This window comes from Pseudomonas sp. NS1(2017) (genome assembly GCF_002269425.1).
In the GTDB taxonomy this organism is placed as follows: domain Bacteria; phylum Pseudomonadota; class Gammaproteobacteria; order Pseudomonadales; family Pseudomonadaceae; genus Aquipseudomonas; species Aquipseudomonas reactans.
The window spans coordinates 3,193,380-3,219,228 of record NZ_CP022960.1; the positions used below are offsets into that span (position 1 = coordinate 3,193,380).

A 25,849-nucleotide genomic window follows, 5' to 3' on the forward strand; every position below is an offset into this window, starting at 1 on the left:
CAGCGCCTGATCCCTCCGATATGCCAGACTCCGTGCGCTATCAACGCGTACTAACGGAGGATCTAATGACGATTCGTGCAGTGGTTTTTGATTTCGGCGGTGTCCTGTTCGATTGGAACCCGCAGCACCTGTACCGCAAGCTGATTGCCGACGATCACGAGCGGCAATGGTTTCTCGAGAACATCTGCACCCAGGCCTGGAACACCGAGCAGGACGCCGGTCGCTCCCTGGCCGACGGCACCCTCAGCCTGATCAAGCAGCACCCAGACCATGAGCACTTGATCCAGGCCTATTACGACCGCTGGCACGAAATGCTGCGTGGTCCGCTACCGGAAGGCGTGGCGATTCTCGAGGCGCTGCACCAGGTCGATATGCCGCTGTTCGGGCTCACCAACTGGTCAGCTGAGACATTCCCTTATGCGCGGGCCAACTACCCGTTCCTCCAGCGTTTTCGCGATATTGTGGTGTCCGGCGAGCTGAAATTGATCAAGCCCGACGCTGCCATCTACAACGCCAGCCTAAACCAGGTTCGGGCGCACCTGCCGGATATCCAGCCGACGGAAGTGGTATTTATCGATGATGTGGCCGGCAATATCGAAGCGGCCATCGCCCTCGGCTGGCAGGGGATCCACCATGTGTCTGCCGAGCGCACTGCCGCGCAATTGAGAGCGTTGGGTGTGGGCTTCTAGCGCGCCCACTTCTCCATGGCGAAATCCACGAAGGCGCGCAGTTTCGGCAGGCGAAAACGGTCCTGGCCGTAGAGCAGGTGCATGGGGCGGCTGGGCAATCGATAGGCGGTGAGCAAGGCCACGAGCTTGCCGCTTTCCAGGTCCGGTTGCACCAGGGCATCGGCCAGCATGATGATGCCCATGCCGTTGACGGCCGCCTGGCGCAAGCCTTGCGAGCTGTTGATGGTCAATGAGCCGGAGACCGGTACCTCCACCTCGCCGCCCTCGCCGGTCATGCGCCACAGTTTGTCGGCGTCGCGCCAGTTGTCGCTCGCTGGGTAGGCGAACGCCAGGCAGTCGTGCTGTTGCAGGTCATCGGGCGTCTGCGGCGTGCCCCGTCGCGCCAGGTATTCAGGTGAGGCGCAGAGGGTGAGGGTGTAGTCCTGCATTGGCCTGGCGATCAGGCTGGAGGTTTCCAGCTCGCCGAGACGGATCGCCACGTCAAAGCCACTGTCGACCAGATCCATCCGCTCATTGCTCAATACCACGTACAGGTTGATCAGCGGGTAGCGTCGGGAAAATTCACTCAAGGCGGGTGTAAGGCGTTCGGTGCCGAACACGGGAGGCGCGGTGATGCGCAGATTTCCTTTGGGAACATCGCTGTGAGCTTGTTCGGCGAGTTGCTCTGAGTCGGCCACCAGCCCCAGCACTTCCAGGCAACGCTGGTAATACTGCCTGCCAAATTCCGTGAGGCTCTGTTTGCGCGTGGTGCGTTTGAGCAGGCTGACGCCGAGTCGCTGCTCCAAGGCACGCAGGTGATTGCCAACCATAGTGGTCGACATGCCGCAGGCCTGGGCTGCCGCTGTCATGCTGCCGGTCTCGACCACTTTCACGTACACCGACATTGCCTGAAACAGGTCCATTATCAAGCCTTGATTTAAAGTCATTGCAGGAATGTGCAGTTTATCCAGCTCAGGTGGCTAACGATACTGTAGCCATCACTACGATGCACTGGAGACCGCACCATGACCGCCGCCTGCCTGATGACCACTTACCAACCCTTGGCCCTGAGCTTCACCCGCGGTCTGGGCACGCGCTTATGGGACCAGCAAGGTCGCGAATACCTGGACGCGGTCGCCGGTGTGGCGGTGACCAATGTCGGCCACTCGCACCCCAGGTTGGTAGCGGCCATCAGCGAGCAAGCCGGACTATTAATGCACACCTCCAACCTCTACAGCATCGACTGGCAACAACAGTTGGCCCGGCGCCTCACCCAGCTATCCGGGCTGGACCGCGCCTTCTTCAACAATTCCGGCGCCGAGGCCAACGAAACAGCGCTCAAACTGGCGCGCCTGCATGGCTGGAAAAAGGGCATCGAAGAGCCGTTGGTGGTGGTGATGGAGAACGCGTTTCATGGCCGTACCCTCGGCACCATGGCCGCGAGCGATGGGCCCTCGGTGCGCCTGGGCTTCCAGCGGTTGCCGGGGGATTTTCTCAAGGTGCGCTTTGGCGATCTGGCGGCGCTGGAAGCGATTACCACGGCATTTGGCCCGCGCATCGCTGCGGTGCTGTTGGAGCCGATCCAGGGTGAAAGTGGCGTATTGCCGGCGCCGCCGGGTTACCTGCAAGCCCTGCGCGAGCACTGCACAGGTCATGGCTGGCTGATGATGCTGGACGAAATCCAGACCGGTATCGGCCGCACTGGCACCTGGTTCGCCTTCCAGCATGAAGGCATCGTCCCGGACGTGATGACCCTGGCCAAGGGCCTGGGCAATGGTGTACCCATCGGCGCGTGCCTGGCCCGGTCTGCCGTGGCGCAGTTGTTTACGCCGGGCAGTCACGGCAGCACCTTCGGCGGCAATCCGTTGGCGTGCCGGGTTGGCTGCACGGTGCTGGACATCATCGAAGAACAAGGTTTGCTGCAGAACGCCGCGCAACAGGGCGAACGCTTGTTGGCGCGGTTGCGCGTGGCGTTGAGTGAGCATCCGCAGGTTGTGGCGATTCGTGGTCAGGGGCTGATGATCGGCATCGAGTTGGCCAACCCTTACCGGGACCTGGCCCAGCGCGCCGCCCAGGAGCACAGCCTGCTGATCAATGTGACGCGGGGCAAAATCATTCGCCTGCTGCCGCCGCTGACCCTGGATACCAAGGAGGTCGAGATGATCGTGCGGGCCATTACTCGGTTGCTGGCGTAGGCCCGTTGAGCCATTCCTGATTCAGCGTTTCGGTGTCGCCCAGGTATTCCAACAACCACGCCATGGCCGGGGACAGCTTGTTCTGCGCCCAGGCCACACACGACGGGCTTGCCGGAAACGGCCGGCTCAATTGCAGTGCCACCAATTCACCGCGCTCAATCCACGGTAACACCTGATGCGCTGGCGCCATGCCGACGCACAGGCCGTCGCGCAGGCAGTCGATGGCAGAAGCCCAATTGGGAACCACCAGTCGTCGCTGGTTATCCAGGGTCCAAGTGTCACGCTTGGGCAGGTTGCGCGAGGTGTCGGTCATGCACAAGGAAGCGTAAGGGCGTAGTTGATCGTCGCTCAACAGCCCTTGGACGCCGGCCAGAGGGTGCCGCGCGCTGACCACGCACAGCCAGTTCAACAAGCCCATGTCGCGAAAGGTGAAGTGACTGGCCACCGGCACCGCGCTGGTGGCACCGATCACAATGTCGGTGCGTTCATCTGCCAGGGCATCCCACACGCCGTTGTACACCTCGTACTCCAGCAACAGCTCGACTTCGGGAAACTGTCGGTAGAAGTCCAAGACCAACTGTCGGCAGCGTTGGGGTTTGACGATGGAATCCACTGCGACCTTCAACTGACCGCTCCAGCCGTTGGCGACTTGCTGACACAGGCGTCGGGTGCCAAGCATTTTCTTCATCACGCCACGGGCTTCGTCGATAAACAGGCGGCCGGCGGGCGTCAGCTCCACATCCCGGTGGCGTCGCACGAACAGTGGCACCGCCAGCCATTCTTCCAGCTGCCGCACCGTATAACTGACGGCCGACGGCACTCGGTGCAGCTCCTGAGCGGCGGCGCTGAAGCTGCCATGGCGTGCCACGGCATCGACCACATCCAGGGAATATTCAGACCACATGGCGGCTGCCTTCAAATTTATTGATAAGAGTATCCAATTATTATCGCTTCACAGAGAAACTGTCAGCCTCATAATGGGCGCCAGTCAGCAAATAGTTTGATGGCAGGATTAACAAGGCTTCAATGAAAAATTCTTTTGGTTTCACTTGGTATCTGGCGGGGCTGAGCATGCTCGGTTACCTCGCCATGGACATGTATCTGCCGGCGTTCGGCGCCATGGGCGAACAGTTGCAGATTGGCGCAGGCGCGGTGGGTGCCAGCTTGAGTATTTTCCTCGCCGGCTTTGCGGTGGGGCAGTTGTTGTGGGGGCCGTTGTCCGACCGCCTGGGGCGCAAGCCCGTCCTGCTCGCTGGCCTGAGCCTGTTTGTGCTGGGTTGCGCAGGGATGTTCTGGGTCGAGACCGCGCCGCAATTGCTGGCGCTGCGTTTTGTCCAGGCGATTGGCGTGTGTTCCGCCGCCGTCAGTTGGCAGGCGTTGGTGATCGACCGATACCCCGCCGATAAGGCTCATCGTGTGTTCGCCAGCATTATGCCGCTGATGTCGTTGTCGCCTGCGTTGGCGCCGCTGTTGGGCGCGATGGTGCTGAATCACTTGGGTTGGCAGGCGATCTTCGGCGTATTGCTGGGCGTCTCATTGCTGTTGCTGCTACCGACGTTGTTCTTGCGCACCGTGGCGAAACATCAGGCAGAAAAGAGCGAACGTTCGCGCCTCGGTTATGGGCAGTTACTGACATCTCGCGTGTTTACCGGCAACGTCATGATCTTCGCCGCCTGCTCGGCCAGCTTCTTCGCCTGGCTGACCGCTTCGCCCTTCATTCTGGGCGACATGGGCTACAGCCCGAATGATATTGGCCTGAGTTACGTATTGCCGACATTGGCGTTTTTGGTCGGTGGCTATAGTTGCCGCAGCGCGTTGCAGCACTTCCAGGGCAAGACCTTGTTGCCCTGGTTGCTGCTGGCGTATTGCATCAGCATGGTGGCGTTGTACCTGGTTGCCACGCTGACGGTGCCGACCCTCACCACCTTGCTGATTCCGTTCTGCCTGATGGCGCTGGTCAACGGTGCCAGTTACCCCATCGTCGTGGCGAATGCGCTGATGCCGTTTGCGGAAAATTCCGGCAAGGCGGCGGCATTGCAAAACACCCTGCAACTGGGCCTGTGTTTCCTCAGCAGCCTGCTGGTGTCGTCGATGATCGACCAGCCGCTGCTGATCACCGTGATCGTGATGCTGGCGACCGCGCCACTGGCGGTGTTGGGTTACTGGCTGGCGCGGCCGAAAGCCGGTGACTCGGAGCTGGCGACCGCCTAGAACGTCACTTCCAGGTTCACCGTCGGCGTCGATGTGCGGCTACCCCGGCCGCCGTCCACGCCGAACTTGTTATGCCAATATTCATAACCCACCCCCAGGTACAGGTTTGGCTTGACGCTTTTACCCGGCCGCACCGCCACCATCAGCGCGGTGCGCATCAGGGCTTCCGGCGCAGTATCGCGGCCATGGTAGTCCTCGCCTTTCTCCCCGACGTAATTGATGAAACCCTGGAATTTCGCCGCATGGTTGGCGATTTCGAACGGGCGCATCCACGTCAGGTTGAGCATGTAGGTGTCGTCAAACGTATGGTTCGACTCCTTCGCGCCGGGGATGCCGGTGTGGTTTCTTTCCTTGTAGTACATCAGGCTCAGGTCAAGTACGCCGACGGTGTTGAACTTCAACGTCGGGCCGATCACCAGTGCGCGTTTCTTGGCTGAGGCGAAGTTGTTGTTACGGTTGGCGTCAAACCCCAGGGTCAGCGCGTAATCCTTGACCAGGCCGGTGCCCAGCGGCACATCGAATACCCGCGATGCGTACAGCTGATGGCGATATACCGCGTACACCTCACTCCCACCATGATCGGTGCCCTTGCGTGGGTCGCGGCTGTCGGACAGGAACACATCGAGGTTGAGGAAGTTGCTGCCGTACTGGTAGCCGCTGGCGTGGGTGAAGCTGTAGATGCGCTTGCTGAATTCGTCGGGGTTATTCGGATTGGTGAACTGCTGGCCGTAGCGAAATCCCACGCTGTTGTTCATCCATTCCAGCGCGACGGCCTCCCCGCCGCCGAGCAGGGTGAGTGCGACGGTTGCGCCCTGTAGTGCCTTTTTCATTGTTCTGGGTCCTTAGGCGTTCTGGCTCATCACGGCCGGATTGTTTTTGTAACGCCGATGGAGGGTAACTTGTTCGATTGATTGTATACAACTCTATGGACATCCAGTCCAAACATTGCATACAGTGGCCGCACAACAAAAACAGAGAACCCCTCACCATGACTATCCCGAAGGCGTCACCGCAGCGGCCAGAAGATGAGAATCTCGGCGTCGCCGCCAACATGGCTTACGGTCTGCAACATGTGCTCACGATGTATGGCGGCATTGTTGCGGTCCCCTTGATTGTCGGCCAGGCGGCCGGGTTGTCCCCGGCGGATATCGGCCTGCTGATCGCTGCGTCGCTGTTTGCCGGTGGCTTGGCCACGCTGTTGCAGACCTTGGGTCTACCGTTTTTTGGCTGTCAGTTGCCGCTGGTGCAGGGCGTGTCGTTTGCCGGTGTGGCAACCATGGTGGCGATTGTCGGCAGTGATGGCGCCGGCGGGGTGCCGGCGATTCTCGGGGCGGTGATGGCCGCGTCGTTTATCGGGCTGCTGATAACCCCGGTGTTCTCACGCATCACCAAGTTTTTCCCGCCGCTGGTGACGGGCATCGTGATCACGACCATCGGCCTGACCCTGATGCCCGTTGCGGCGCGTTGGGCCATGGGCGGCAACAGTCGCGCGGCGGATTTTGGCAGCATGTCCAACATCGGCCTGGCGGCGCTGACCCTGGTGCTGGTGTTGCTGCTCAGCAAGATCGGCAGCGCAACCATCTCACGCCTGTCGATCCTGTTGGCGATGGTCATCGGCACGGTGATTGCGGTATTCCTCGGCATGGCCGACTTCTCCGGCGTAACCCAGGGGCCGATGTTCGGTTTCCCTACGCCATTCCATTTCGGCATGCCAACCTTCCATGTGGCTGCGATCATCTCCATGTGCATCGTGGTGATGGTGACCCTGGTCGAGACCTCGGCGGACATCCTGGCGGTGGGCGAGATCATCGACACCAAGGTCGATTCAAAACGCCTGGGCAATGGCCTGCGTGCCGACATGCTGTCGAGCATGTTTGCGCCGATCTTCGGTTCGTTCACCCAGAGCGCCTTCGCCCAGAACGTCGGCCTGGTGGCGGTTACCGGGGTCAAGAGTCGCTTTGTGGTAGCCACCGGTGGACTGTTTCTGGTGATCCTTGGCTTGTTGCCCTTCATGGGCCGAGTGATCGCAGCGGTGCCCACCTCCGTGCTGGGTGGGGCCGGGATTGTGCTGTTTGGTACGGTGGCGGCCAGTGGCATTCGCACGCTGTCGAAAGTGGATTACCGCAACAACATGAACCTGATCATCGTGGCCACTTCCATCGGTTTTGGCATGATCCCGATTGCGGCACCAAGCTTCTATGATCACTTCCCGACCTGGTTCGCGACCATTTTCCATTCGGGGATCAGCTCGTCGGCAATCATGGCGATTTTGCTGAACCTGGCATTCAACCACTTCACCGCCGGTAACTCGGACCAGCAGTCGGTGTTTGTGGCGGGGACCGAGCGCAGCCTGTGCTTCCGTGATGTGTCGGAACTGCGCGATGGGGATTACTTCAAAGGCGGCAAGTTGTTTGATGCCGAGGGGAGGGAGATTCCATTGGTGGCGGATGCCCCGAGGAAAACAACCAAGCCTGAGACCTCCGAAGTCTAACGCCACCCCTGTAGGAGCCGGCAAGCCGGCTCCTACGTTGGGGGTCAGCTAGCCTTGCGAACGTTGTACTTCGCTGAACACACTTCATCCAAAAACTTCACCACAGTCCCCATGCACGCTTGGCGTTCTTCCACATGGGGCATGTGGCTGGAGTCTTCAAACAGCGCCCAGCGCACATCGGCGATTTCATCCAGGAATGGCTTGACCACCAGCGGCGTGGCCTCGTCGTGCCGACCTGAGATCACCAGCGTCGGCACATTGATCGCCGATAGACGGCCAGTGGACTTCCAGTCTTTCAAGCTGCCGATCACGTGGAACTCGGTCGGGCCGCTCATGGCGTGGTACACCGTCGGGTCTGCATCGACTGCGGCAAATGTGCGGGCTACTTCCTCCGGCCACGGGATGACTCGGCACACGTGCTGGTCATAGAACACCCGCGACGCGGCGAGGTATTCCGGATCCTGGTAAGTGCCGGCGGCTTCATGTTTGAGCAGGGTTTCATGCACACCTTCCGGCAACAATTTGCGCAGGCGGTTGGCTTCGCTGACCCAGGTGCGCATGCACGTCGGCGAGTTGGCCGGGATGAACGCGCGCAGGCCCTTGGGCTGCAGGATCGCGTGTTCACTGCCGAGCATGCCACCCCAGGATTGGCCGAGGATCGCGTAGTTATCGCTGATCTGCAGGTGGTCCAGCAGGTTGTTGAGTTCTTCGAGGAACAGGCCCACGGTCCAGAAGGACGGATCTTTTTCGGGCAGATGGGTGGAGCGGCCGTTGCCCAACTGGTCGTAGTGGATCACGGCGTGGCCGCTGGCGGCCACGTCCTTGAACGCGTCAACATAATCATGGGTGCATCCGGGGCCGCCGTGGATAACCACCAGGGGCGTGCGGCCGCTCGACAAGTCACCGGTGACGCGGTACCAGGTTTGGTAGGCGCCAAACGCCGCATACCCTTCGCGGATTTTTTCGATGAATTCCATTTCGTACCCTGCTCTGAAAAAAGGATCAGGGACACGATAATGCGTGGCAGAAATTTAAGTAACTAGCAAAACAGCTAGGTTTTGCCGAGCGGTCAGTCTTCCAGCAGGCGGTAATGGGTGGCACGCACCACCGCCTGCACGCGGTTCTTGGCCCCCAGCTTGTGCATCGCCGAGGCCAGGTGCAGGGTGACGACCGCCAGCGAGCGGCTCAATTGCGCGGCGATTTCAGCGGCGGTCAGCCCGTCGGCGGCCCATTTGAGGCACTCGCGTTCGCGTTTGGTCAGGTGGATATGCGGATAGGTGCGCAGTTCCTTGCTGAACAGCGGGTAGGCCGCTTCCTGCAAGGCATGGGAAATCAGGCTGAAATCCGACAGGGTCTGCTGCGCATCCTGCAACACGGTGCGGGCGTTGCCGGTGCGCAGGCCGGTCAGCGAGGCGAAGCCGCCACGGGGCAGGTGGATCGGCACGCTGACGCCGCAGGTCAGTTGCTGGTCGTGCAAGTAGGACGAAACCGGCGCGTGGCAGGGATCAATGATCTTTTGCAGTGGGGTATCGGCCTTGACGTCGTAGGACCACACGAACGGCGACACCGTACTCAGAGCCAGATGTTGCACCGGATCGATCTGGTAGAACCCTTCGCTGCACCACAGGGCATGCCAGTCAGGCGGGGTATTGCGCAGTGCGAGCACCGAGGGCGTGATCAATGCGCCATCCTGGTCGATCGGCACCGGGGTGTAGTCATACACCAATGCATCGAAGCCCAACTGCTGGGCGAGGGTAAACGTGTTATCCATCTGTTCGTCCAGGCTCCTGCCCGGCATCAGACGGTGATTTAACGCAGTCAGCTTGGCCTGCATCCGTTCGGCTCCCGAATTCATTTGAATCTCGACTTGCGGCAAGTAGAATGCCACGCCCCGGCGAAGGACTGCCAGGCCAAACCTATAAGAAATACTAGGTTATGGACGCACGGCATCCTCGGTAGTGTTGGCCTGATAAAACGGCCGCTGCCTGCCAGGCCGATACAACACAAGGAATGTATGCATGTGGCGTGAAATTGCCCCCGACCAGCAGTACAACGTGCAAGTCGACGGCCATAACCTCGTGGTCTACAGCTTTGGCGAAGGCGACGAGGTGCTGTTGTGCCTCAACGGCGGGCCAGGCCTGCCGTGTGACTACTTGCGCGACGCCCATGGCTGGCTCAAAGACCATAACCTGCGAGTGGTTGCATTCGACCAGCTTGGCACGGGCGCATCAGCCAGACCCACCGACGTTTCGCTGTGGGAAATCCGCCGTTATGTCGAAGAAGTCGAAACCGTGCGTCAGGCCCTGGATCTGGGCCGTGTGCACCTGCTCGGGCATTCCTGGGGCGGCTGGCTCGGTATCGAATACGCCATCCACTACCCCGACGCGCTGAAAAGTCTGATCCTCGAAAACACCGTGGGCGACATTCCGCACCTGTCCCAGGAGCTGGAGCGCCTGCGCGGCGCTCTCGGCAGCGAAACCGTGGCGATGATGCAGCGCCACGAAGCCATGGGCACCCTGGACCACCCGCAGTACCAGGCCGCGATCACCTTGCTCAACTATCGCCACGTGTGCCGCCTGGATGAATGGCCCGCGCCGGTCAAACGCTCCCTCGACGACTGGAACATGGGCCCTTACGAAACCATGCAGGGCCCCAATGAATTCCTCTACATCGGCAACCTCAAGGACTGGAACCGCATCCCCGAGATGGCCGAGTTCAAGATGCCGATCCTGATCACCACCGGCCAGCACGACGAACTCACCCCGGCCTGCGCCATGCGCATGAAACTCGCGGCCCGGCACGCCGAACTGCACGTCTTCCCCAACAGCAGCCATATGCCATTTTATGAAGAACCCCAGGCATATTTCCCGGTGCTGCTGGACTTCCTCTCGCGTCACCGAGGCTGACGGATGAACCTGGCGCGCTACCGTTTTGTGCTGTCCCGGCCGCTGCAATTGCTGCCGGTACTGTTTGGCATCAGCCTGATCACCTTTGTGCTGGTGCGCTCGATTCCCGGCGACCCGGCGCGCGCGCTGCTGGGCTCGCGCAGTACACCCGACGCCTTGCTGAAGATCCGCGCCCAGTACGGCCTCGACCAGCCGTTATGGTTGCAATATTTCTACTTCCTGAAGAACCTGCTCAAGGGCGACCTCGGCCAATCGCTGCTGTACAAGGTCGATGCGCTCAAGCTGATCGTCACGCGCATTGAACCGACGCTGGTGCTGGTGCTCGGCAGTGTGGTGCTGGCGCTGCTGATCGCGGTGCCGCTGGCGACGTTGGCTGCGCGCAACAAGGGCGGTTGGGCGGATAACCTGATTCGCGTGTTCACCACGGTCGGCCTGGGCATGCCGGCGTTCTGGCTGGGCTTGATGCTGATCCTGTTGCTGAGCGTGCAGTGGGGCTTGTTTCCCGTATCCGGTTACGGCCGAACCTGGCTGGACAAGGCGCATCACATGGTTTTGCCCTGCCTGACAATTGCCCTGGCGCTGTCGGCAGTGCTGGTGCGCAACCTGCGCGCGAGCATGCTGATGGAGTTGCAGGCCGACCACGTGACCGCCGCCCGGGCACGTGGGTTGTCGGAAGCCGCGGTGTTTCGCCGGCATGTGCTGCCCAATTCCCTGGTGCCGGCGGTCAACCTGCTGGCGGTGAACATCGGCTGGCTGATCAGCGGCACGGTGGTCATCGAAAGCCTGTTCGCCATCCCCGGCATTGGCCAATTGCTGGTACGCGGGATCTTTACCCGCGATTACATGGTGGTGCAGGGCGTGGCCATGGTGCTGGCCTGCGCGACAGTGATCGTCAACTTCATCGCTGACGTCGTGACGGTGGCCCTTGACCCACGGGTGAAGATGCAATGAGCAGCCGCCCGTTGATTGCTCCTTGGCGCTTGCGCCTACGCTTCGGCTTTCGCAATGGCCGGCTGACGGCGGCGTGGGGCTTATTGATTCTGCTGGCGTGGCTGGTGCTTGCGCTGTTCGCGCCGTGGATCGCGCCTTACGACCCGATTGCGCAGAACACGGATTTCAGTTTGCTCGGCCCCAGCCTGGCTCATCCATTTGGTACGGATAATTACGGTCGGGACATCCTTTCGAGGGTGATCTGGGGGGCGCGCATTGACCTGCAACTGGCCGTCGTCGGAGTGATCTTCCCGTTCATGATCGGCACCTTCATCGGCGCGGTTTCCGGGTATATCGGCGGGCGCTTCGACAGTGTCTGCATGCGTGTGATCGATGTGATCCTGGCATTCCCGTTCCTGGTGTTGATGCTGGCGATCATGGCCATCCTCGGTCCGGGCTTGAAGAGCTTCTATATTGCCATGGCCCTGGTCGGCTGGGTGTCGTATGCGCGGCTGATCCGCTCGCAAATCCTGGTGCTCAAGGAAAGCGACTTTGCCCTGGCCGCCAAGAGCCTGGGCTTTGGCCATGGGCGGATTCTGTTCCGGCACCTGTTGCCCAATGCGATGTTCGGCTCCATCGTGTTTTCCATGTCGGACGCGGTGTTGGTGCTGCTCAATGGCGCCGCCGTGAGTTACCTGGGTCTGGGCGTGCAACCGCCGACCGCCGAGTGGGGCACGATGGTGGCCGAAGGGCAGGCCTTCATCACCACCGCCTGGTGGATCTGCACCTTTCCGGGGCTGGCCATCGTGACCTTGGCCATGGGCTTCAGCCTGCTCGCTGATGGCGTGGCGCAAGTGCTGGGAGATCGCTCATGAGCCTGTTGCAAGTGCGCGACCTCAGTGTGATCGCCAATAACGCCGGGCGGGATGTGACCCTGGTCGATCGCGTGTCCTTCGATTTGGCCGAAGGCGAAATCCTCGGCCTGGTCGGGGAAAGCGGCTCGGGCAAAACCATGGCCTGTCGCGGCCTGATGCGTTTATTGCCTTCCCCCAATTTGCGGGTTCACGGCGGTGCTGTAAGGCTGGCCGGCCAGGATCTTTTGTCACTGGATGACGCCGGCATGCGTGCCGTGCGCGGCGGCCAGTTGGGCATGATCTTCCAGAACCCCAGCAGCCACCTCGACCCCTTGATGCGCATCGGTGAGCAGATTGCCGAGGGTATTCGCTTGCACCAAGGCGCCTCGAAAAAAGACGCGCGGCTGCAAGCTATCGACGTGCTGCGCCAGGTGGGCATCCCCGATCCTCAGGCGCGGGTCGACAACTACCCCCACGAGTTTTCCGGCGGCATGCGCCAGCGCGCGATGATCGCCGTCGCCCTGGGCTGCAACCCGAAAGTGCTGATCGCCGACGAACCCACCACCGCCCTGGATGTGACGGTGCAGGCGCAAATCCTGCGGCTGTTGCTGGAATTGCGCGACCAGCGCGGCCTGTCGATCATCATGATTACCCACGACCTGGGCGTGGTCGCGCAAACCTGCGACGCCATCGCCGTGATGTACGCCGGGCGCCTGTGTGAGCACGGCAGCAAATATGATCTGCTGGCGCATCCGCAGCATCCCTACACCGCAGGCCTGATTGACTGCCAGCCCGCCCACAGCAGTGGCCACGCCTTGCTGCGCACGATTCCCGGGCAACCGCCGTTGTTGGACGCATTGCCTGCCGGTTGCCGGTTCAACCCGCGTTGCCCGCAGGTCGGCGCCTTGTGCACCGAGGTGCTGCCGGAGGGCGCGCGAGTCGCCTGTCATTACCCGTTGGGAGTGCACCCATGAGTCTGTTACAGATCAAGGACCTTGAGGTGAAGTTTGCCGCGTCCGGCACGGGCTTGTTAGGCTTGAACAAGCAGTGGGTGAGGGCAGTGAACGGGGTGTCCCTGAACCTGGCGGCGGGTGAAACCCTCGGGTTGGTCGGCGAGTCTGGCAGCGGCAAAAGCACCCTGGGTCGCGCCATCCTGCACCTCAACCCGATCAGCGCCGGGCAGGTGTTGTTTGATGGCATCGACATGGCTCACGGTAGTGCCATCGACATCACTCGTCTGCGCCATGAAACCGCAATGATCTTCCAGGACCCGTATGCCGCGCTGAATCCGCGCCACACCATCGGCGAGACGATTGCCGAAGTGTTGCGGGTGCAGCGCAAGGTCACGCCGGAGCAGATCCCGGCGCGCGTGAATGAACTGCTCGACCTGGTCGGCCTGCGCCCCGAACTGGCCAGCCGCAAACCCGGCTCCCTCAGCGGCGGCCAGTGCCAGCGCGTTGGTATCGCCCGAGCGCTGGCGGTGGAGCCTCGGCTGATCATCGCCGATGAGTGTGTGGCGGCGCTGGATGTGTCGATCCAGGGCCAGATCATCAACCTGTTGCTGGAACTGCAACAGCGCATGAACCTGGCGATCCTGTTCATCGCCCATGACCTGGCCATCGTGCGCCGCCTGTGTGACCGCGTGGCGGTGATGTACCTGGGCAAGATCGTCGAGGAAGGCCCGGTAGAAGCGGTCTTTACGGCGCCGCGTCATCCCTACACGGCGGCATTGGTCCAGGCGATTCCCGAGATCGATCCCCATCGGCCATTGCCTACCGAACCCTTGCCGGGTGAGCCACCGAGCCCGCTGAATTTGCCTACAGGCTGCGCCTTTCACCCGCGTTGCCGGCATGCCCGAGCCTTGTGTTCCGTGGTGTTGCCGCCGACGCATTTCCTGCACGAGCATCGGTACAGTTGCGTGCTTGAAGAACCGTTGCTTTGACCCTTCCCTGCCATTCATGAACAAGGAGTTATGACATGCAATCGCGCCACTTGAAGTTACTCGCTGCTGCTACATTGACCGCATGGTCCCTCACTGCCGGGCTGGCCCACGCCGCCGGCGTCCTGACCATCGGTTGCCGTGAAGACAGCACCACGTTCGACCCGATCAAAAGCGCGCAAAACCGCGACACCTGGGTATTCGCCAACGTCTACGACACCCTGGTACGCGTCGATAACCTGGGCACCAAGATGGAGCCGGGCCTGGCCGAAAGCTGGGACATTTCCAAGGATGGCCTGACCTACACCTTCAAACTGCGTGATGCGAAGTTCTCCGACGGCTCGGCGATCACCGCTGACGACGCCGCGTTCAGCCTGCTGCGCATCCGCGACAACAAGGCCTCGCTGTGGGCCGATCCGTTCAACTTGATCAACACGGCCAAGGCGTCGGACCCGAAAACCCTGGTGGTCACCCTGAAGACCCCGGCGGTAGCCTTCCTCTCGCAACTGGCGTCGCCGACGGTGTCGATCCTGTCGGAAAAAGCCATGACTAAAATGGGCGAAGACGCCTACTCGGAAAACCCGGTGACTTCCGGCGCGTTTACCGTGGACGAGTGGCGCAAGGGTGATCGGGTGATCCTGAAGAAGAATCCGAACTTCTGGCAGGCCAAGAACGTGAGCCTGGATGGCGTGGAGTGGGTCTCCGTGACCGACGACAACACACGCATGCGCATGGTGCAGAACAACGAGCTGGACACGGCGATCTTCGTACCCTTCTCGCGGGTTGAAGAGCTGAAGAAAGACAAGAACGTGGTGATCCACGCCGACCCGTCTACTCGTGAAGATCACCTGCTGATCAACCACGAGCATGGCCTGCTGGCCAAGCCTGAGGTGCGTCAGGCGCTGGACATGGCCATCGACAAACAATCGTTGGTGAAGACCGCCACTTACGGTCAAGGCACCGTGGCTTATTCCTACATTCCAAAGGGTTCGTTGTACCACTACGCCAACAACCTGCAACGCCCGTATGACCCGACCGCTGCGAAGAAGCTGCTGGAGCAGGCCGGTGCCAAGGACTTGAAGCTCAACTACGTGGTCAACGCCGGCAACGAAGCCGACGAGCAGATTGCGGTGATCATCAAGGACCAATTGGCCAAGGTCGGCGTGACCGCCAACCTGCAAAAGGTCGACCCGACCCAGAGCTGGCAGATGCTGGTGGACGGTGAGTACGACATTTCGGTGATGTACTGGACCAACGACATCCTCGACCCGGACCAGAAGACCACCTTCGTGCTGGGCCACGACACCAACCAGAACTACATGACCCGCTACAAGAACGACAAGGTCAAGGCGCTGGTGGCACAGGCGCGCATCGAGGCGGACCCGGTCAAGCGTGAGCAGATGTATGTGGAACTGCAGAAGCTGGCGAAACAGGACGTAAACTGGATCGACTTGTACTACAGCCCGTACATCAACATCTCACGTAAGAACGTGAGCAACTTCCTGCAAAACCCACTGGGCCGTTTCACCCTCGAAGAGGTCGTGAAAAACTGACGGATTCCTGTAGGAGCGAGCTTGCTCGCGAAGAACCTGAGAGCGCCGCGTTAAACCATACTCGCAGCGCCATCGTTAACGATTTTCGCGAGCAAGCTCGCTCCTACAGGGGGCGCAGCATTATTGCGCGTCAAACGCCTGGCCGTTGATGCCAGCACTGTCCGGCCCCATCAGGTACAGGTACACCGGCATGATCTCTTCCGGAGCAGGCCGCTCCATCGGGTTTTCCCCTGGATACGCCTGGGCGCGCATGCTGGTGCGCGTGCCACCTGGGTTGATGCTGTTGGAGCGTACCGCTGCCACATCCTCAAGTTCATCGGCCAAGGTTTGCATCAAGCCTTCGGTCGCAAACTTCGACACGCCATAAGCGCCCCAGTAAGCCCGACCCTTGCGCCCGACACTGCTGGAGGTGAACACCACCGACGCATCCTGGGACAATTTAAGCAGCGGCAACAGCGTGCTGGTCAACATGAACATCGCGTTGACGTTCACGTGCATCACCCGCATGAAATTCTCACCCGACAACTGCTCGATCGGCGTGCGTGGGCCGATGATCGAGGCGTTGTGCAGCAGACCGTCGAGGTGGCCGAATTCTTTTTCGATCATTGCAGCCAGCTCATCGTATTGATGGGGCAGGGCGGTCTCCAGGTTGAACGGAATCACCACCGGTTGCGGCTGGCCTGCGGCTTCGATTTCGTCATACACCTGGGCTAGGTTGGCTTCGGTCTTGCCCAGCAACAGCACGGTGGCGCCATGGGCGGCGTAGGTTTTTGCCGCCGCGGCGCCGATCCCGCGACCGGCGCCGGTCACCAGGATCACCCGGCCTTTGAGCAGTTCTGGACGTGCGGAGTAATCAAACATAAACAACCTCGACAGAATTCACAGAAAATCTAAGCACCCCTTGTAGGAGCGAGCTCGCTCGCGAAAAACGTCAACGATAACGCGGGGTATCTGGATCAACGCGGCGATCTCGGGTTCTTCGCGAGCAAGCTCGCTCCTACAGAGGGGAGCGCACCATCAGCAACTGCACAGTGCGTTATCCAGCACCTTGCGCAGTTCCAGCGGGTGATCCACCACCACATCGGCGCCCCAATGGCGCGGGTTGTCATCCGGGTGGATATAGCCGTAGGTGACCGCCGCAGTGCGCGTGCCGGCGTCGCGGCCGGACTCGATATCGCGCAGGTCATCGCCCACAAACAATACGCTGGCCGGGTCCAGGTCGAGCATCTTGCACGCCAGGATCATCGGCTCCGGGTCCGGCTTGCTGTTCTTCACGTGGTCCGGGCAGATCAACAGCGCCGAGCGCTCGGCCAAACCCAGTTGCTGCATGATCGGCTCGGCAAAACGCAGGGGTTTGTTGGTGACCACGCCCCAGACCAGCTTGGCCTTTTCGATGTCTTCGAGCAGTTCGGCCATGCCGTCGAACAGTTTGCTGTGGACCGCGCAGCCTTTGACGTAGCGCTCTAGGAACTCCAGGCGCAGCTCTTCAAAGCCAGGGGATTCCGGGTCCATGGAAAAGGTCACGGCCACCATCGCCTTCGCACCGCCGGAGATTTCATCGCGGATGTGCGCAGGGTTGATCGGCGCCAGGTCGCGGTCGGCGCGCATGGCCTGGCAGATGGCGATAAAGTCCGGCGCGGTATCCAGCAGGGTACCGTCCATGTCGAAGAGAACCGCTCGCAACTTCACAGGCTCACTCCTCGCGCAGGGTCTGGATCATGTAGTTGACGTCAACGTCGTTGGCCAGCTTGTAGTGCTTGGTCAGCGGGTTGTAGGTCAGGCCGATGATGTCCTTGACGGTCAGCCCGGCCTGGCGGCTCCAGGCGCCCAGCTCGGACGGGCGGATGAATTTCTTGAAGTCATGGGTGCCGCGTGGCAGCAGCTTCATGATGTATTCCGCGCCGATGATCGCGAACAGGTAGGCCTTGGGGTTGCGGTTGATGGTGGAGAAGAACACCTGGCCGCCGGGCTTGACCATGCGGAAGCACGCGCGGATCACCGAGGACGGGTCCGGTACGTGTTCGAGCATTTCCAGGCAGGTGACCACGTCGAACTGCTCGGGCATTTCTTCGGCCAGGGCTTCGGCGGTGATCTGGCGGTATTCCACGCTCACGCCGGATTCCAGTTGATGCAGTTGGGCCACGGCCAAGGGCGCTTCGCCCATGTCGATGCCCATCACGGTCGCGCCGCGCTGTGCCATGGCTTCGCTGAGGATGCCGCCGCCGCAACCCACGTCCAACACCTTCTTGCCGGCCAGGTTGACGCGCTCGTCAATCCAGTTGACCCGCAGCGGGTTGATGTCGTGCAGCGGCTTGAACTCGCTCTCGCGGTCCCACCAGCGGTGGGCCAGGGCTTCAAACTTGGCGATTTCGGCGTGGTCGACGTTGCTCATGGTGAATCCTCTAAACCTGATAAATCGTTGGGTCAGTTCTGAACCCAGGGGTTCAAAACCTTCGTTATTCGCTGTGCCCGCTGATGCGTTGGCCCCAGGCAATGGCCGTGGCGGTCAACTGTTGTTCATCCATGCGGGTCAATTGCCGGTCGTCGAGCAACTGCTTGCCGGCGACCCAAAGGTGTTTCACACAATCGCGTCCGGTGGCATATATAAGCTGCGAGACCGGATCGTAGATCGGTTGTTGCGCCAGCCCCGACAGATCGAAGGCGACGATATCCGCCGCCTTGCCGACCTCCAGCGAGCCAATCTCGCTTTCCAGGCCCATGGCCCGTGCACCGTTGAGGGTGGCCATGCGCAGGGCGCGATGGGCATCCAGTGCGGTGGCCGAACCGGCGACGGCCTTGGCCAGCATCGCTGCGGTGCGGGTTTCGCCCAGCAGATCGAGGTCATTGTTGCTGGCGGCGCCATCGGTGCCGATGGCCACGTTCACGCCAGCCTGCCACAGCCGCTCCACCGGGCAAAAGCCGCTGGCCAGTTTCAGGTTCGATTCCGGGCAGTGAATGATGCTGGTGTTGCTTTCTACCAGCAAAGCCAGGTCATCCTCGCTGATTTGGGTCATATGAACGGCCTGGAAGCGCGGCCCCAACAGCCCGAGGCGACCCAGGCGCGCTAATGGCCGTTCGCCGGTCTGCTCGACGGCTTGCTGCACTTCAAAGGCGGTTTCGTGAACATGCATGTGGATCGCGGCGTCCAGCTCTTCGGCGATCACCCGGATTTTCTCCAGGTTGTCGTCGCACACGGTGTAGGGCGCGTGGGGGCCGAAGGCAATCTTGATGCGCGGGTGGTGCTTGAGGTCGCCGAATAGCTCGACGCCCTGGCGAATCGCCTCGTCAGGCGTGCTGGCGCCGGGGATCGGGAAGTCCAGGATCGGGATCGCAATCTGCGCGCGCATGCCACTGTTGTGCACGCAATCACTGGCGACCTTGGGGTAGAAGTACATGTCGGAGAAGCAGGTGATGCCGCCCTTGAGCTGTTCGGCGATGGCCAGGTCGGTGCCGTCGCGCACGAAGGCTTCATCGACCCACTTGGCCTCGGCGGGCCAGATATGTTTTTCCAGCCAGGTCATCAGCGGCAGGTCGTCGGCCAGGCCGCGAAACAGGCTCATCGCCGCATGCCCATGGGCGTTGATCAAGCCGGGGCTGAGCAGCATGCCGGGCAGTTCGCGCACTTCGTTGGACGAAAGCTTCAACGCTGCGGCCCGTGGGCCGATAAACGCGATGCGCCCGTCGCGGATGCCCAGCCCGTGTTCCTTGAGCACCACTCCGGCCGGTTCGACAGGCACCAGCCAGGTTGGCAGCAACAATAAGTCGAGCGGGGCGGCAGTGGCGGTCATCGCAGGCTTCTTCCCAGGCAGCTATAAAAGAAGGACGAAGTATACCCGAGCGTCCTGGCTGGCGGATCGCTATAATCGGCGGCTTTGTTTATGAGTGCGGAGTAAGGGATGCGCGATCGACTGTTGGCAGCGGAGAAAGTGAAGGCCATCGATTGGCGTGATGGCGCGCTGTACCTGCTCGATCAGCGTGCCTTGCCGTCCCGGGAAAGCTGGGTGGCCTGCGTGACGGTCGATGACGTGGCGGCCGCCATTCGTTCGATGGTGGTGCGCGGTGCGCCGGCCATCGGCATCAGTGCCGCATATGGCTTGGTGCTGGCCGCCCGTGAGCGTATCGCTGAGGGCGGTGACTGGCAGGCCGCGTGGGAAGAAGACTACGCACTGCTGGCTGATACCCGTCCCACCGCGTCGAACCTGTTCTGGGCGTTGAAACGCATGCGCGACCGCCTGGATCGCGTCAAAAAGCACGCCGATCCGCTGGCGGTGCTGGAGGCAGAAGCCATCGCTATCCATGAAAGTGATCGTGAAGCCAACCTCACCATGGCGCAGTTGGGCGTTGAACTGATCCGCAAGCATCAGGGCAATGCCCAGGCCATCCTGACCCACGGCAATGCAGGCGCCCTGGCGACCGGCGGCGTGGGTACGGCGCTCGGGGTGATTCGTGCGGCCTACCTGGAAGGGATGGTCGAGCAGGTCTACGCCAATGAAACCCGGCCCTGGCTGCAAGGCTCGCGGCTGACCGCCTGGGAGCTGGCGGGCGAGGGCATCCCGGTGACGGTGAATGCCGATTCGGCCGGCGCGCACATTCTCAAGACCAAAGGTGTGACCTGGGTGATCGTCGGTGCCGATTGCATTGCCGCCAATGGTGATGTGATCAGCAAGATCGGTACTTACCAGTTGGCCGTGTGCGCGATGCATCATGGCGTGCGCTTTATGGTGGTGGCGCCGAGTTCGACCCTGGACCTGATGATGGCGACTGGCGATGATGTCGCCTTGGAAGAGCGCGATACCGGCGAGTTGCTGGAAGTCGCCGGCCAACGCTTCGCTGCCGATGTCAGCGCCTTCAATCCGGTGTTTGACGTGACTCCGGCCGACCTGATCGACGTGATCGTGACCGAAAAAGGCGTGGTCGAGCGGCCGGACACCGCCAAGCTGGCTAAGCTGATGTGCCGTAAACGCCTGCATTGAGGTGCGTGGCCGGGCGGTAGTACACATCTAGCCCTGGTTGGGCGAAGGGTGCTCGCAGAATGATGGTCGATGTCACTTCACATCTGATTGCGGGCCTCGCGGCCGGTACAGCAGGAAGACGTGCAAGTGACCCATTGATCACTTTCAGGGCGCTTTTTCATGTCTACCGCTACTTCCTCTTTATCGCCTTATCCGCTCATTGACGACCGTGAGCTGGTCGGCGTCCTTCCAGTGCATAGCCGAGCCTGGCATTTAAAGCAGTTACAGGCAGAGAGTCTGTTCGGCGAGCGCCTGGTGCAGCATCAACCGTCTCTGGAACGCGTCAGCCGGGAGGTGTTCCAGCAGTCGCTCGATCGCGTCTTTGCAGGCCTCCCAATTAATCCGGACGCGATCTGTCTGGAAGAGACCTTGCCTCCCGGTGCGGCGCGACGCTCTATGACCCAGGTGGTACGCGATTGCCTGGCGTCAGGCACAGTCCCGACGGAATCGCAAATAACCGGTTTTTCCACGGTCCCTGATGCGGCTGGCATTCAGCGCAGGGTGGAGATTGATCCGAAAACCTTTGTTGAGGTGCTGAATCAGCACCTTCTAGGGTTGTTCGAGCATTTCAGCCAGCGGCTGAGTCGTTTTTGGCGCAACCCGGTTCGACAGGGCAATGAGTTGAGCATGCGCGACACCTGGCTTGGTCACCGGCACAGCGAGTTGGTCGCAGAGGCGGCGCTGCGCCGGGCGGATGACCTGGCGACCCCGGGCACGGGGCTCTCGGCTGAAGGCGTGGCGCTGGTGAAGGACCTGGTAGAAACCCCTTTCCGTTCCGTTACCCAGACGCCTAAGGTCGCGCTGTACCGCCTGGTGATTAAAGGAGGGAGCCAGGACATCCATTTGGCCGCGGCGTTTATGTTGGCGTCGTGGGGAGGGTTGTCCAAGCGTCTGCCCGTACTGCTTTACACCCCACAGCGTGGCCTGCAAGAGTTTGCCAGTGACTCGGCGTTGCTCAATGCCTTGCGCTTGCAACAAGTGCAGGCGGGTGATCGGGATGAGCTTCTGGTCAACGTTGCCGTGCCTGACATTGAGCAGGCACTTGCCTTGCGCAAAGAGGGGCGCGCGGGTTGGGACCTGGACGAGATGCTGCCGGATGCTCAGGGTTCCCTACTGGGGCGGGTGCTGGACGAGCAGTTGGCCCAGCAGCAGGTGAATGTGGGGGCTGCTTTTTTGCCCTTCAGGCCGGGTATCGAGGCGCGCCTATCGCAGGCGCTGAGACTGCCATCTGGCCTGCCGGGGGATCTGCTCAGTCGCCCGCTGCGCCCTGACACGTTGCCGGTCGTGCCCTCTGCCGACATTGCAATCACTGATCAGCAGCAAAACCTGATTGGGCAGTTGGACAAGCTGAACAGCTTGACGGGGAAGCTGCTCGTAGGTTCGCCCGGGTTCGATGGGTTTTTCCAGGCGCAGTTGAAGGTGATGTTCCCGAGTTTTACGGGGTTGATCAGTCCACTCGCGATTCATTTCACCCGCTCCCGGTTTGATGAGCAAGGAAAGCGGCAACCGGCCGAGTCCAAGACCCTGGAATCCCTGCTCGGTGAGCTGTTGGAGGAGAGTGAGGAGGGCGGTCACCAGGATGGAGCATTTTACGTAGAGCCCGACACCCTGGACGAAAGCTACAAGCTCCAGCAAGTGGGCACGCTGGGCGGGTTGGTTGCGGCAATGAAGCAAGCGTTCCCGATACTGTTGCGAGCGTTTTGGGCGACATTTCAGGTCGGCCAGGGCGCGCGCGCCGAATTGCTGATTCGATTGCGCAAACAGATGCTGGCAACTGAAGCGGCCCTGCGTACGGTAGATGGTACGTTGACGTCGGCCAGTCGAACGCTGATTGACAACGTATTGAAATACCCTACGCCCGCCGCCCGTGAGCTGGCGTTTCCCGTTGCACAGCGGCCACAGGTTTACAGTGTGACGTTGACGGGTGGCGAGCGCTTTGTCACCGCGTTAATCGTGAGCCCGGACAGCGTAAGTCCGCCGACAGGGCCGTTGGTGCTGTGGACCGCCGCCCAAGGTTTTGAGGAGTTTTCCAGTCTGGGTGCCCTTAATGCTGAGCTGGCCCTGCGACTGGATGATGGCGCGGAGGACGGTCGCATCATGGCGCAAGGCCTTTTTTCCGCGGGCCGCGATGCGCTTGTTGGCCAATGGTTGGGAAGGCTGGAGCTCGCCCCTGTCGCCATCGCGGATGACTTTGTCGCCGACGGGGTGCAAGCCTTGCTCGCAAAGCAACAGCAGGATGTGCGTCTGGCGCTCAGTGACAAAGACAGTCTGCGGCCCGGGGCGGTGGATAAGGTTCTTGATCTGGCTCCCCAATTGGATGTGGCGGCTGCCTTTGTGGCGCGTAATCAGCGCCTGGAAGAGCTGATGTTGCCCGCTTGGTATAAAGCACTGTCCAGGCAAGACCGGCAGGCATTGGAGGTTTTGGAGTTAGATGCGCAGGAGAAGACCCAGGCTGTGTCTGCTTTGATCGGGCACGTCCCCTCGCTGCCCGAGTACGCCCGACAACAGCTGCGAGGCAAGTTACGTGGGTTTCTGGAGCGGCGGGGCCTGCCCGCTGCTGCTGCGCAGCGGATTGATCCTGATAAAGTTATCGTTACTCGTGTGGAGGTAGTAAGGGTCAATTCCGGGCAGTCGGCTGGCATTGCTCGTCCCATCGAAAGGTCCACGGTTGACCGCATGAGCTTGACTCAACTGACACTCAAGAACCTTGACCCCTGGGAGTGGAGTCTCTCATCTACGTCAAGGGTCAGTATCTCGGCGCGTGTGACTTATGCTGACGGGCGGCAGGTGGTCACGACGAGTGGCGAGGCGCTTGAGCTTTCGCGCGAAACCATTGAGCAATGGGTGACGGACATCAATGCCGGTCACAATTATTGCGAGGACATTCTCAAAACAAAATTCGTGCCCTCTGTGAGGTCAGCGCCGGCCGACCAATTGGTGCAGGCATGGATAGCGGCCCAGGCCGCGACGTTGAAATATGCCGCCCAGTCGGCGCGCCTCAATCCTTCAGCGTATAGCACTGCGTTGGCCGGTGATCCGGCGAAAAAGCGTGCTGAGCAATGGGTGGCGGCCGTGCTGGCATCGGCGATGCCTGGGGGGCGGCCACGCGTGGAGGGGCGTGAAGTGCATGCGTCGCTCCTGAGGTTGGGGGCTCCTGATGTTAAGCCTGAGAAAGGCGGCCGCCAATGGGTTCAGGGCCTGGTTCTAATTTCGACCGATCAAGATGCCGAATTGGTGCTTTATGCGCCTGATGCACCTGATGGGTTGGAGTTGCGGGAGCTTCGCAGCGAGGTTGAGTTGATAGCACTGCTCGGGAGAGAGGCGTGGCGCTCCTATTTGATGGATCGCTTGAGTGTGAGGTCCATGGCGGTCATGACAAACCTGCTCTTGCCAGGGTTTGAGTACATGCGCTTCAGCGAAGTTGTACAGTATTTTGTGGCCGGGAGCCCGGAAACTGAAGAGCGCCTGCCACCCTTGATCGTGCAGCGAATGCGCTGTAGAGGGGATCTATTGCATGGGATGTACTACTTACAGGTTTTACGGTTGCTAGAGCTTGCGCAACGAGGTTCGGTCACAAATGCGCAAGTCAGCTTTCAATCGACCTTTAATAAGGTGATGTTTGGTATTGAAGTGGTCGGTACGTTACTCGACATGCTGCCATGGGTGGGGTTTTGGATCACTTCGAACATACGGCTTTGGGGGCGGTTGGCGCGCACGGCGGTGCGTACTTTTCGTACGCGTGGGCAGTCGATTCCAGGGATGATCGTGCGTGAGGGGCATGGGCGACGGTGGCTGAGTATGCAATTCGCGACCGCGAGTGCTCCGTCCGTCGGTATCAGGCCTTTGGCCGTGCACCCGGTGTTTTTTCGGTCGTCGGCAGCCTCCGCGCAGCCCTTTTTGCAAGTGCCCAGGATGCCGGAGCCTGTCTCCGTCATCCCTTCGGCTTGGAAAACTTCGGCTGTTCGGGTGGATGAAGCCACCTTGTTGCTGCGAGGACTGGAGCCTAACAGCAGGGGTGTTTATCGCACCGCGACGGGTGAGTACTTGATTCGCACGGTCGATGCGCGAGGTCGCGCGCTGGTGTTTCGCATCAAAAGTGACTTCAGGCTTTATGAGGGAGGCGGGGCAACGGTGCAGGTTATCGATGCCCGTAGCCGCAACGAGGTGGGTTTTTTGCAGGCTGGCGAGCAGGGGCAGTGGCAGCCGGCCGGAGCCAGTGGGGGAGGTGTAGGGGAATCCAGCCCTGCTATTGATTTGCCTGCCGAGGAGTACCTGTTGACGCAAAGTTTCTTGGATAACGATCATGGGGCACGCCTGTTGCGCCAGGATCGCCTTGATTATTTTAACGCCTGGTTTGCTCGGGATTGGAGGCAGTTCTACAGGACGGTGCAGACGCCACCCCGTCCTCTGCCGCTCGTTCTACCCGCTTCAGCGACGGTGGATGACCTGATTCGTGTCTGGCCCGACGCTGTCGATGGCATGGTGCTGGGCGAAGCCCATGATGAAATAGCCAGTGTTACATTTCTAACCGATCACATGCAGGCACTCTATGCCCGGGGTTTTCGCACCCTCTATATTGAAGGCATGCATGCCACCGGGCAGCCTGTTGTGCATTTTGCGCCTGGGAGTCAGGGGGTGATGGCTTCGGTGTCAAGGAAGGCTCGGTCCTGTGGCATGAGCGTGCGAGGGTTGGATGATAACCGCCTTACCTTGCATAGGGACGTTTACACCTCTAGGCCTCGTATCGATGCCTTGGTGCGGATTGAGGAGATGAATTACTTTGCTGCGCGTCAGATTCAGGCTCACCACCCAACCGACGGCGGAAAGTGGATCGCCTGGGTCGGAAAAGCTCACATGAACACCAGCGGTAGCACTCCAGGGCTAGCCGAACTGATGGGGGGCGTCAGCGTGGATATCGGCAACGCCAAAGCAGGTCAACCCACTGTTGTCAGGGTGCCTGCAAGGGGCGGGTTCCTGTCACGGGGCCCTCAACCGGATGTTCAAATTGAGCTCGACGTGAGCGCAAACCCTACGCGTTTGCCGACAGCGCCTGCCGGCTACATTGACTGGGTCTGACTGGGGGGCTTTTG

The 25,849-nt window shown here is 60.9% G+C and carries 21 protein-coding genes; 12 read left to right on the forward strand and 9 right to left on the reverse strand.

Going from position 1 to position 25,849, the window contains the following annotated elements:
- Positions 1-65 precede the first annotated feature (65 nt).
- Entirely contained in the window at positions 66-689 is a 624-nt protein-coding gene (locus tag CI807_RS15155) for an HAD family phosphatase (RefSeq protein ID WP_095015208.1), read from the forward strand.
- Here CI807_RS15155 and CI807_RS15160 read toward each other — a convergent pair.
- Positions 686-1,591 (reverse strand): LysR family transcriptional regulator, encoded by a 906-nt coding sequence (locus CI807_RS15160; protein WP_095015209.1) that lies wholly within the window; start codon positions 1,589-1,591, stop codon positions 686-688. The two genes, CI807_RS15155 and CI807_RS15160, sit on opposite strands and share 4 nt — an antisense overlap.
- Positions 1,592-1,693: 102 nt before the next feature.
- Between CI807_RS15160 and CI807_RS15165 the strand changes: the two genes are divergently transcribed.
- Positions 1,694-2,863 (forward strand): aspartate aminotransferase family protein, encoded by a 1,170-nt coding sequence (locus tag CI807_RS15165; protein ID WP_095015210.1) that lies wholly within the window; start codon positions 1,694-1,696, stop codon positions 2,861-2,863.
- Here CI807_RS15165 and punR read toward each other — a convergent pair.
- Positions 2,844-3,767, reverse strand: coding sequence for a DNA-binding transcriptional activator PunR (gene punR / locus CI807_RS15170; protein ID WP_095015211.1), 924 nt, complete (start codon positions 3,765-3,767; stop codon positions 2,844-2,846). The genes CI807_RS15165 and punR overlap by 20 nt on opposite strands.
- Before the next feature lie 122 nt (positions 3,768-3,889).
- Between punR and punC the strand changes: the two genes are divergently transcribed.
- Positions 3,890-5,074 carry a purine nucleoside transporter PunC gene (punC, locus tag CI807_RS15175; RefSeq protein WP_095015212.1) on the forward strand — a complete coding sequence of 395 codons (1,185 nt, stop codon included), beginning with the start codon at positions 3,890-3,892 and terminating at the stop codon, positions 5,072-5,074.
- On the opposite strand, the gene CI807_RS15180 is transcribed toward punC, so the two are convergent.
- Positions 5,071-5,904, reverse strand: a complete 834-nt coding sequence (locus CI807_RS15180; protein ID WP_095015213.1) for a nucleoside-binding protein — start codon at positions 5,902-5,904, stop codon at positions 5,071-5,073. The genes punC and CI807_RS15180 overlap by 4 nt on opposite strands.
- A 158-nt stretch (positions 5,905-6,062) precedes the next feature.
- Here CI807_RS15180 and CI807_RS15185 point away from each other — a divergent pair, with 158 nt between their 5' ends.
- Entirely contained in the window at positions 6,063-7,565 is a 1,503-nt protein-coding gene (locus CI807_RS15185) for a nucleobase:cation symporter-2 family protein (RefSeq protein WP_095017558.1), read from the forward strand.
- Positions 7,566-7,609: 44 nt separating this feature from the next.
- On the opposite strand, the gene CI807_RS15190 is transcribed toward CI807_RS15185, so the two are convergent.
- A complete protein-coding gene (locus tag CI807_RS15190; protein WP_095015214.1) occupies positions 7,610-8,542 on the reverse strand; it encodes a proline iminopeptidase-family hydrolase in 933 nt (310 codons plus the stop codon).
- Between the two features lie 92 nt (positions 8,543-8,634).
- Positions 8,635-9,399, reverse strand: coding sequence for a LuxR family transcriptional regulator (locus CI807_RS15195; RefSeq protein ID WP_095015215.1), 765 nt, complete (start codon positions 9,397-9,399; stop codon positions 8,635-8,637).
- Between the two features lie 184 nt (positions 9,400-9,583).
- Between CI807_RS15195 and CI807_RS15200 the strand changes: the two genes are divergently transcribed.
- Genes CI807_RS15200 through CI807_RS15225 form a run of 6 tightly spaced genes read left to right on the forward strand, consistent with a single transcriptional unit; the run spans position 9,584 to position 15,747 of the window.
- The gene (locus tag CI807_RS15200) at positions 9,584-10,471 is read left to right on the forward strand and encodes a proline iminopeptidase-family hydrolase (RefSeq protein WP_095015216.1); all 888 of its coding nucleotides are present in this window, start codon (positions 9,584-9,586) and stop codon (positions 10,469-10,471) included.
- 3 nt (positions 10,472-10,474) lie between these two features.
- Complete coding sequence (locus CI807_RS15205) at positions 10,475-11,422, forward strand: ABC transporter permease (RefSeq protein WP_095015217.1); 948 nt, start codon at positions 10,475-10,477, stop codon at positions 11,420-11,422.
- Positions 11,419-12,276 (forward strand): ABC transporter permease, encoded by an 858-nt coding sequence (locus CI807_RS15210; protein ID WP_016975313.1) that lies wholly within the window; start codon positions 11,419-11,421, stop codon positions 12,274-12,276. Before CI807_RS15205 ends, CI807_RS15210 begins: the two co-directional genes overlap by 4 nt.
- Positions 12,273-13,229, forward strand: a complete 957-nt coding sequence (locus CI807_RS15215) for an ABC transporter ATP-binding protein (protein WP_095015218.1) — start codon at positions 12,273-12,275, stop codon at positions 13,227-13,229. The genes CI807_RS15210 and CI807_RS15215 overlap by 4 nt, the downstream gene beginning before the upstream one ends.
- Entirely contained in the window at positions 13,226-14,197 is a 972-nt protein-coding gene (locus CI807_RS15220; protein ID WP_095015219.1) for an ABC transporter ATP-binding protein, read from the forward strand. The genes CI807_RS15215 and CI807_RS15220 overlap by 4 nt, the downstream gene beginning before the upstream one ends.
- Before the next feature lie 35 nt (positions 14,198-14,232).
- Positions 14,233-15,747 carry an ABC transporter substrate-binding protein gene (locus CI807_RS15225; RefSeq protein ID WP_095015220.1) on the forward strand — a complete coding sequence of 505 codons (1,515 nt, stop codon included), beginning with the start codon at positions 14,233-14,235 and terminating at the stop codon, positions 15,745-15,747.
- A gap of 120 nt (positions 15,748-15,867) precedes the next feature.
- Here CI807_RS15225 and CI807_RS15230 read toward each other — a convergent pair whose 3' ends face one another.
- The 4 genes from CI807_RS15230 to CI807_RS15245 form a co-directional block, all read right to left on the reverse strand.
- Positions 15,868-16,608, reverse strand: coding sequence for a YciK family oxidoreductase (locus CI807_RS15230; RefSeq protein WP_016975315.1), 741 nt, complete (start codon positions 16,606-16,608; stop codon positions 15,868-15,870).
- Between the two features lie 156 nt (positions 16,609-16,764).
- The gene (gene mupP / locus CI807_RS15235) at positions 16,765-17,436 is read right to left on the reverse strand and encodes an N-acetylmuramic acid 6-phosphate phosphatase MupP (protein ID WP_095015221.1); all 672 of its coding nucleotides are present in this window, start codon (positions 17,434-17,436) and stop codon (positions 16,765-16,767) included.
- 4 nt (positions 17,437-17,440) lie between these two features.
- The gene (gene ubiG / locus CI807_RS15240) at positions 17,441-18,139 is read right to left on the reverse strand and encodes a bifunctional 2-polyprenyl-6-hydroxyphenol methylase/3-demethylubiquinol 3-O-methyltransferase UbiG (RefSeq protein ID WP_003189760.1); all 699 of its coding nucleotides are present in this window, start codon (positions 18,137-18,139) and stop codon (positions 17,441-17,443) included.
- A 64-nt stretch (positions 18,140-18,203) separates the two neighbouring features.
- Positions 18,204-19,535 carry a TRZ/ATZ family hydrolase gene (locus CI807_RS15245; RefSeq protein ID WP_095015222.1) on the reverse strand — a complete coding sequence of 444 codons (1,332 nt, stop codon included), beginning with the start codon at positions 19,533-19,535 and terminating at the stop codon, positions 18,204-18,206.
- Between the two features lie 108 nt (positions 19,536-19,643).
- Between CI807_RS15245 and mtnA the strand changes: the two genes are divergently transcribed.
- Together mtnA and CI807_RS15255 are read left to right on the forward strand one after the other, a co-directional pair.
- Positions 19,644-20,720: an S-methyl-5-thioribose-1-phosphate isomerase gene (gene mtnA, locus CI807_RS15250; protein ID WP_095015223.1), complete on the forward strand. Its 1,077-nt coding sequence runs from the start codon at positions 19,644-19,646 to the stop codon at positions 20,718-20,720.
- Between the two features lie 159 nt (positions 20,721-20,879).
- Positions 20,880-25,835: a membrane-targeted effector domain-containing toxin gene (locus tag CI807_RS15255; protein WP_095015224.1), complete on the forward strand. Its 4,956-nt coding sequence runs from the start codon at positions 20,880-20,882 to the stop codon at positions 25,833-25,835.
- Positions 25,836-25,849: the final 14 nt, after the last annotated feature.

Coding starts and splice junctions, on each gene's coding strand:
- CI807_RS15190 (WP_095015214.1), bottom strand. CDS start 8,542: ATGGAATTCATCGAAAAAATCCGCGAAGGGTATGCGGCGTTTGGCGCC.
- CI807_RS15195 (WP_095015215.1), bottom strand. CDS start 9,399: ATGCAGGCCAAGCTGACTGCGTTAAATCACCGTCTGATGCCGGGCAGG.
- CI807_RS15210 (WP_016975313.1), top strand. CDS start 11,419: ATGAGCAGCCGCCCGTTGATTGCTCCTTGGCGCTTGCGCCTACGCTTC.
- CI807_RS15220 (WP_095015219.1), top strand. CDS start 13,226: ATGAGTCTGTTACAGATCAAGGACCTTGAGGTGAAGTTTGCCGCGTCC.
- mtnA (WP_095015223.1), top strand. CDS start 19,644: ATGCGCGATCGACTGTTGGCAGCGGAGAAAGTGAAGGCCATCGATTGG.
- CI807_RS15225 (WP_095015220.1), top strand. CDS start 14,233: ATGCAATCGCGCCACTTGAAGTTACTCGCTGCTGCTACATTGACCGCA.
- CI807_RS15160 (WP_095015209.1), bottom strand. CDS start 1,591: ATGGACCTGTTTCAGGCAATGTCGGTGTACGTGAAAGTGGTCGAGACC.
- punC (WP_095015212.1), top strand. CDS start 3,890: ATGAAAAATTCTTTTGGTTTCACTTGGTATCTGGCGGGGCTGAGCATG.
- ubiG (WP_003189760.1), bottom strand. CDS start 18,139: ATGAGCAACGTCGACCACGCCGAAATCGCCAAGTTTGAAGCCCTGGCC.
- CI807_RS15245 (WP_095015222.1), bottom strand. CDS start 19,535: ATGACCGCCACTGCCGCCCCGCTCGACTTATTGTTGCTGCCAACCTGG.
- CI807_RS15215 (WP_095015218.1), top strand. CDS start 12,273: ATGAGCCTGTTGCAAGTGCGCGACCTCAGTGTGATCGCCAATAACGCC.
- CI807_RS15200 (WP_095015216.1), top strand. CDS start 9,584: ATGTGGCGTGAAATTGCCCCCGACCAGCAGTACAACGTGCAAGTCGAC.
- CI807_RS15180 (WP_095015213.1), bottom strand. CDS start 5,904: ATGAAAAAGGCACTACAGGGCGCAACCGTCGCACTCACCCTGCTCGGC.
- CI807_RS15255 (WP_095015224.1), top strand. CDS start 20,880: ATGTCTACCGCTACTTCCTCTTTATCGCCTTATCCGCTCATTGACGAC.
- CI807_RS15205 (WP_095015217.1), top strand. CDS start 10,475: ATGAACCTGGCGCGCTACCGTTTTGTGCTGTCCCGGCCGCTGCAATTG.
- punR (WP_095015211.1), bottom strand. CDS start 3,767: ATGTGGTCTGAATATTCCCTGGATGTGGTCGATGCCGTGGCACGCCAT.
- CI807_RS15185 (WP_095017558.1), top strand. CDS start 6,063: ATGACTATCCCGAAGGCGTCACCGCAGCGGCCAGAAGATGAGAATCTC.
- CI807_RS15230 (WP_016975315.1), bottom strand. CDS start 16,608: ATGTTTGATTACTCCGCACGTCCAGAACTGCTCAAAGGCCGGGTGATC.
- CI807_RS15165 (WP_095015210.1), top strand. CDS start 1,694: ATGACCGCCGCCTGCCTGATGACCACTTACCAACCCTTGGCCCTGAGC.
- CI807_RS15155 (WP_095015208.1), top strand. CDS start 66: ATGACGATTCGTGCAGTGGTTTTTGATTTCGGCGGTGTCCTGTTCGAT.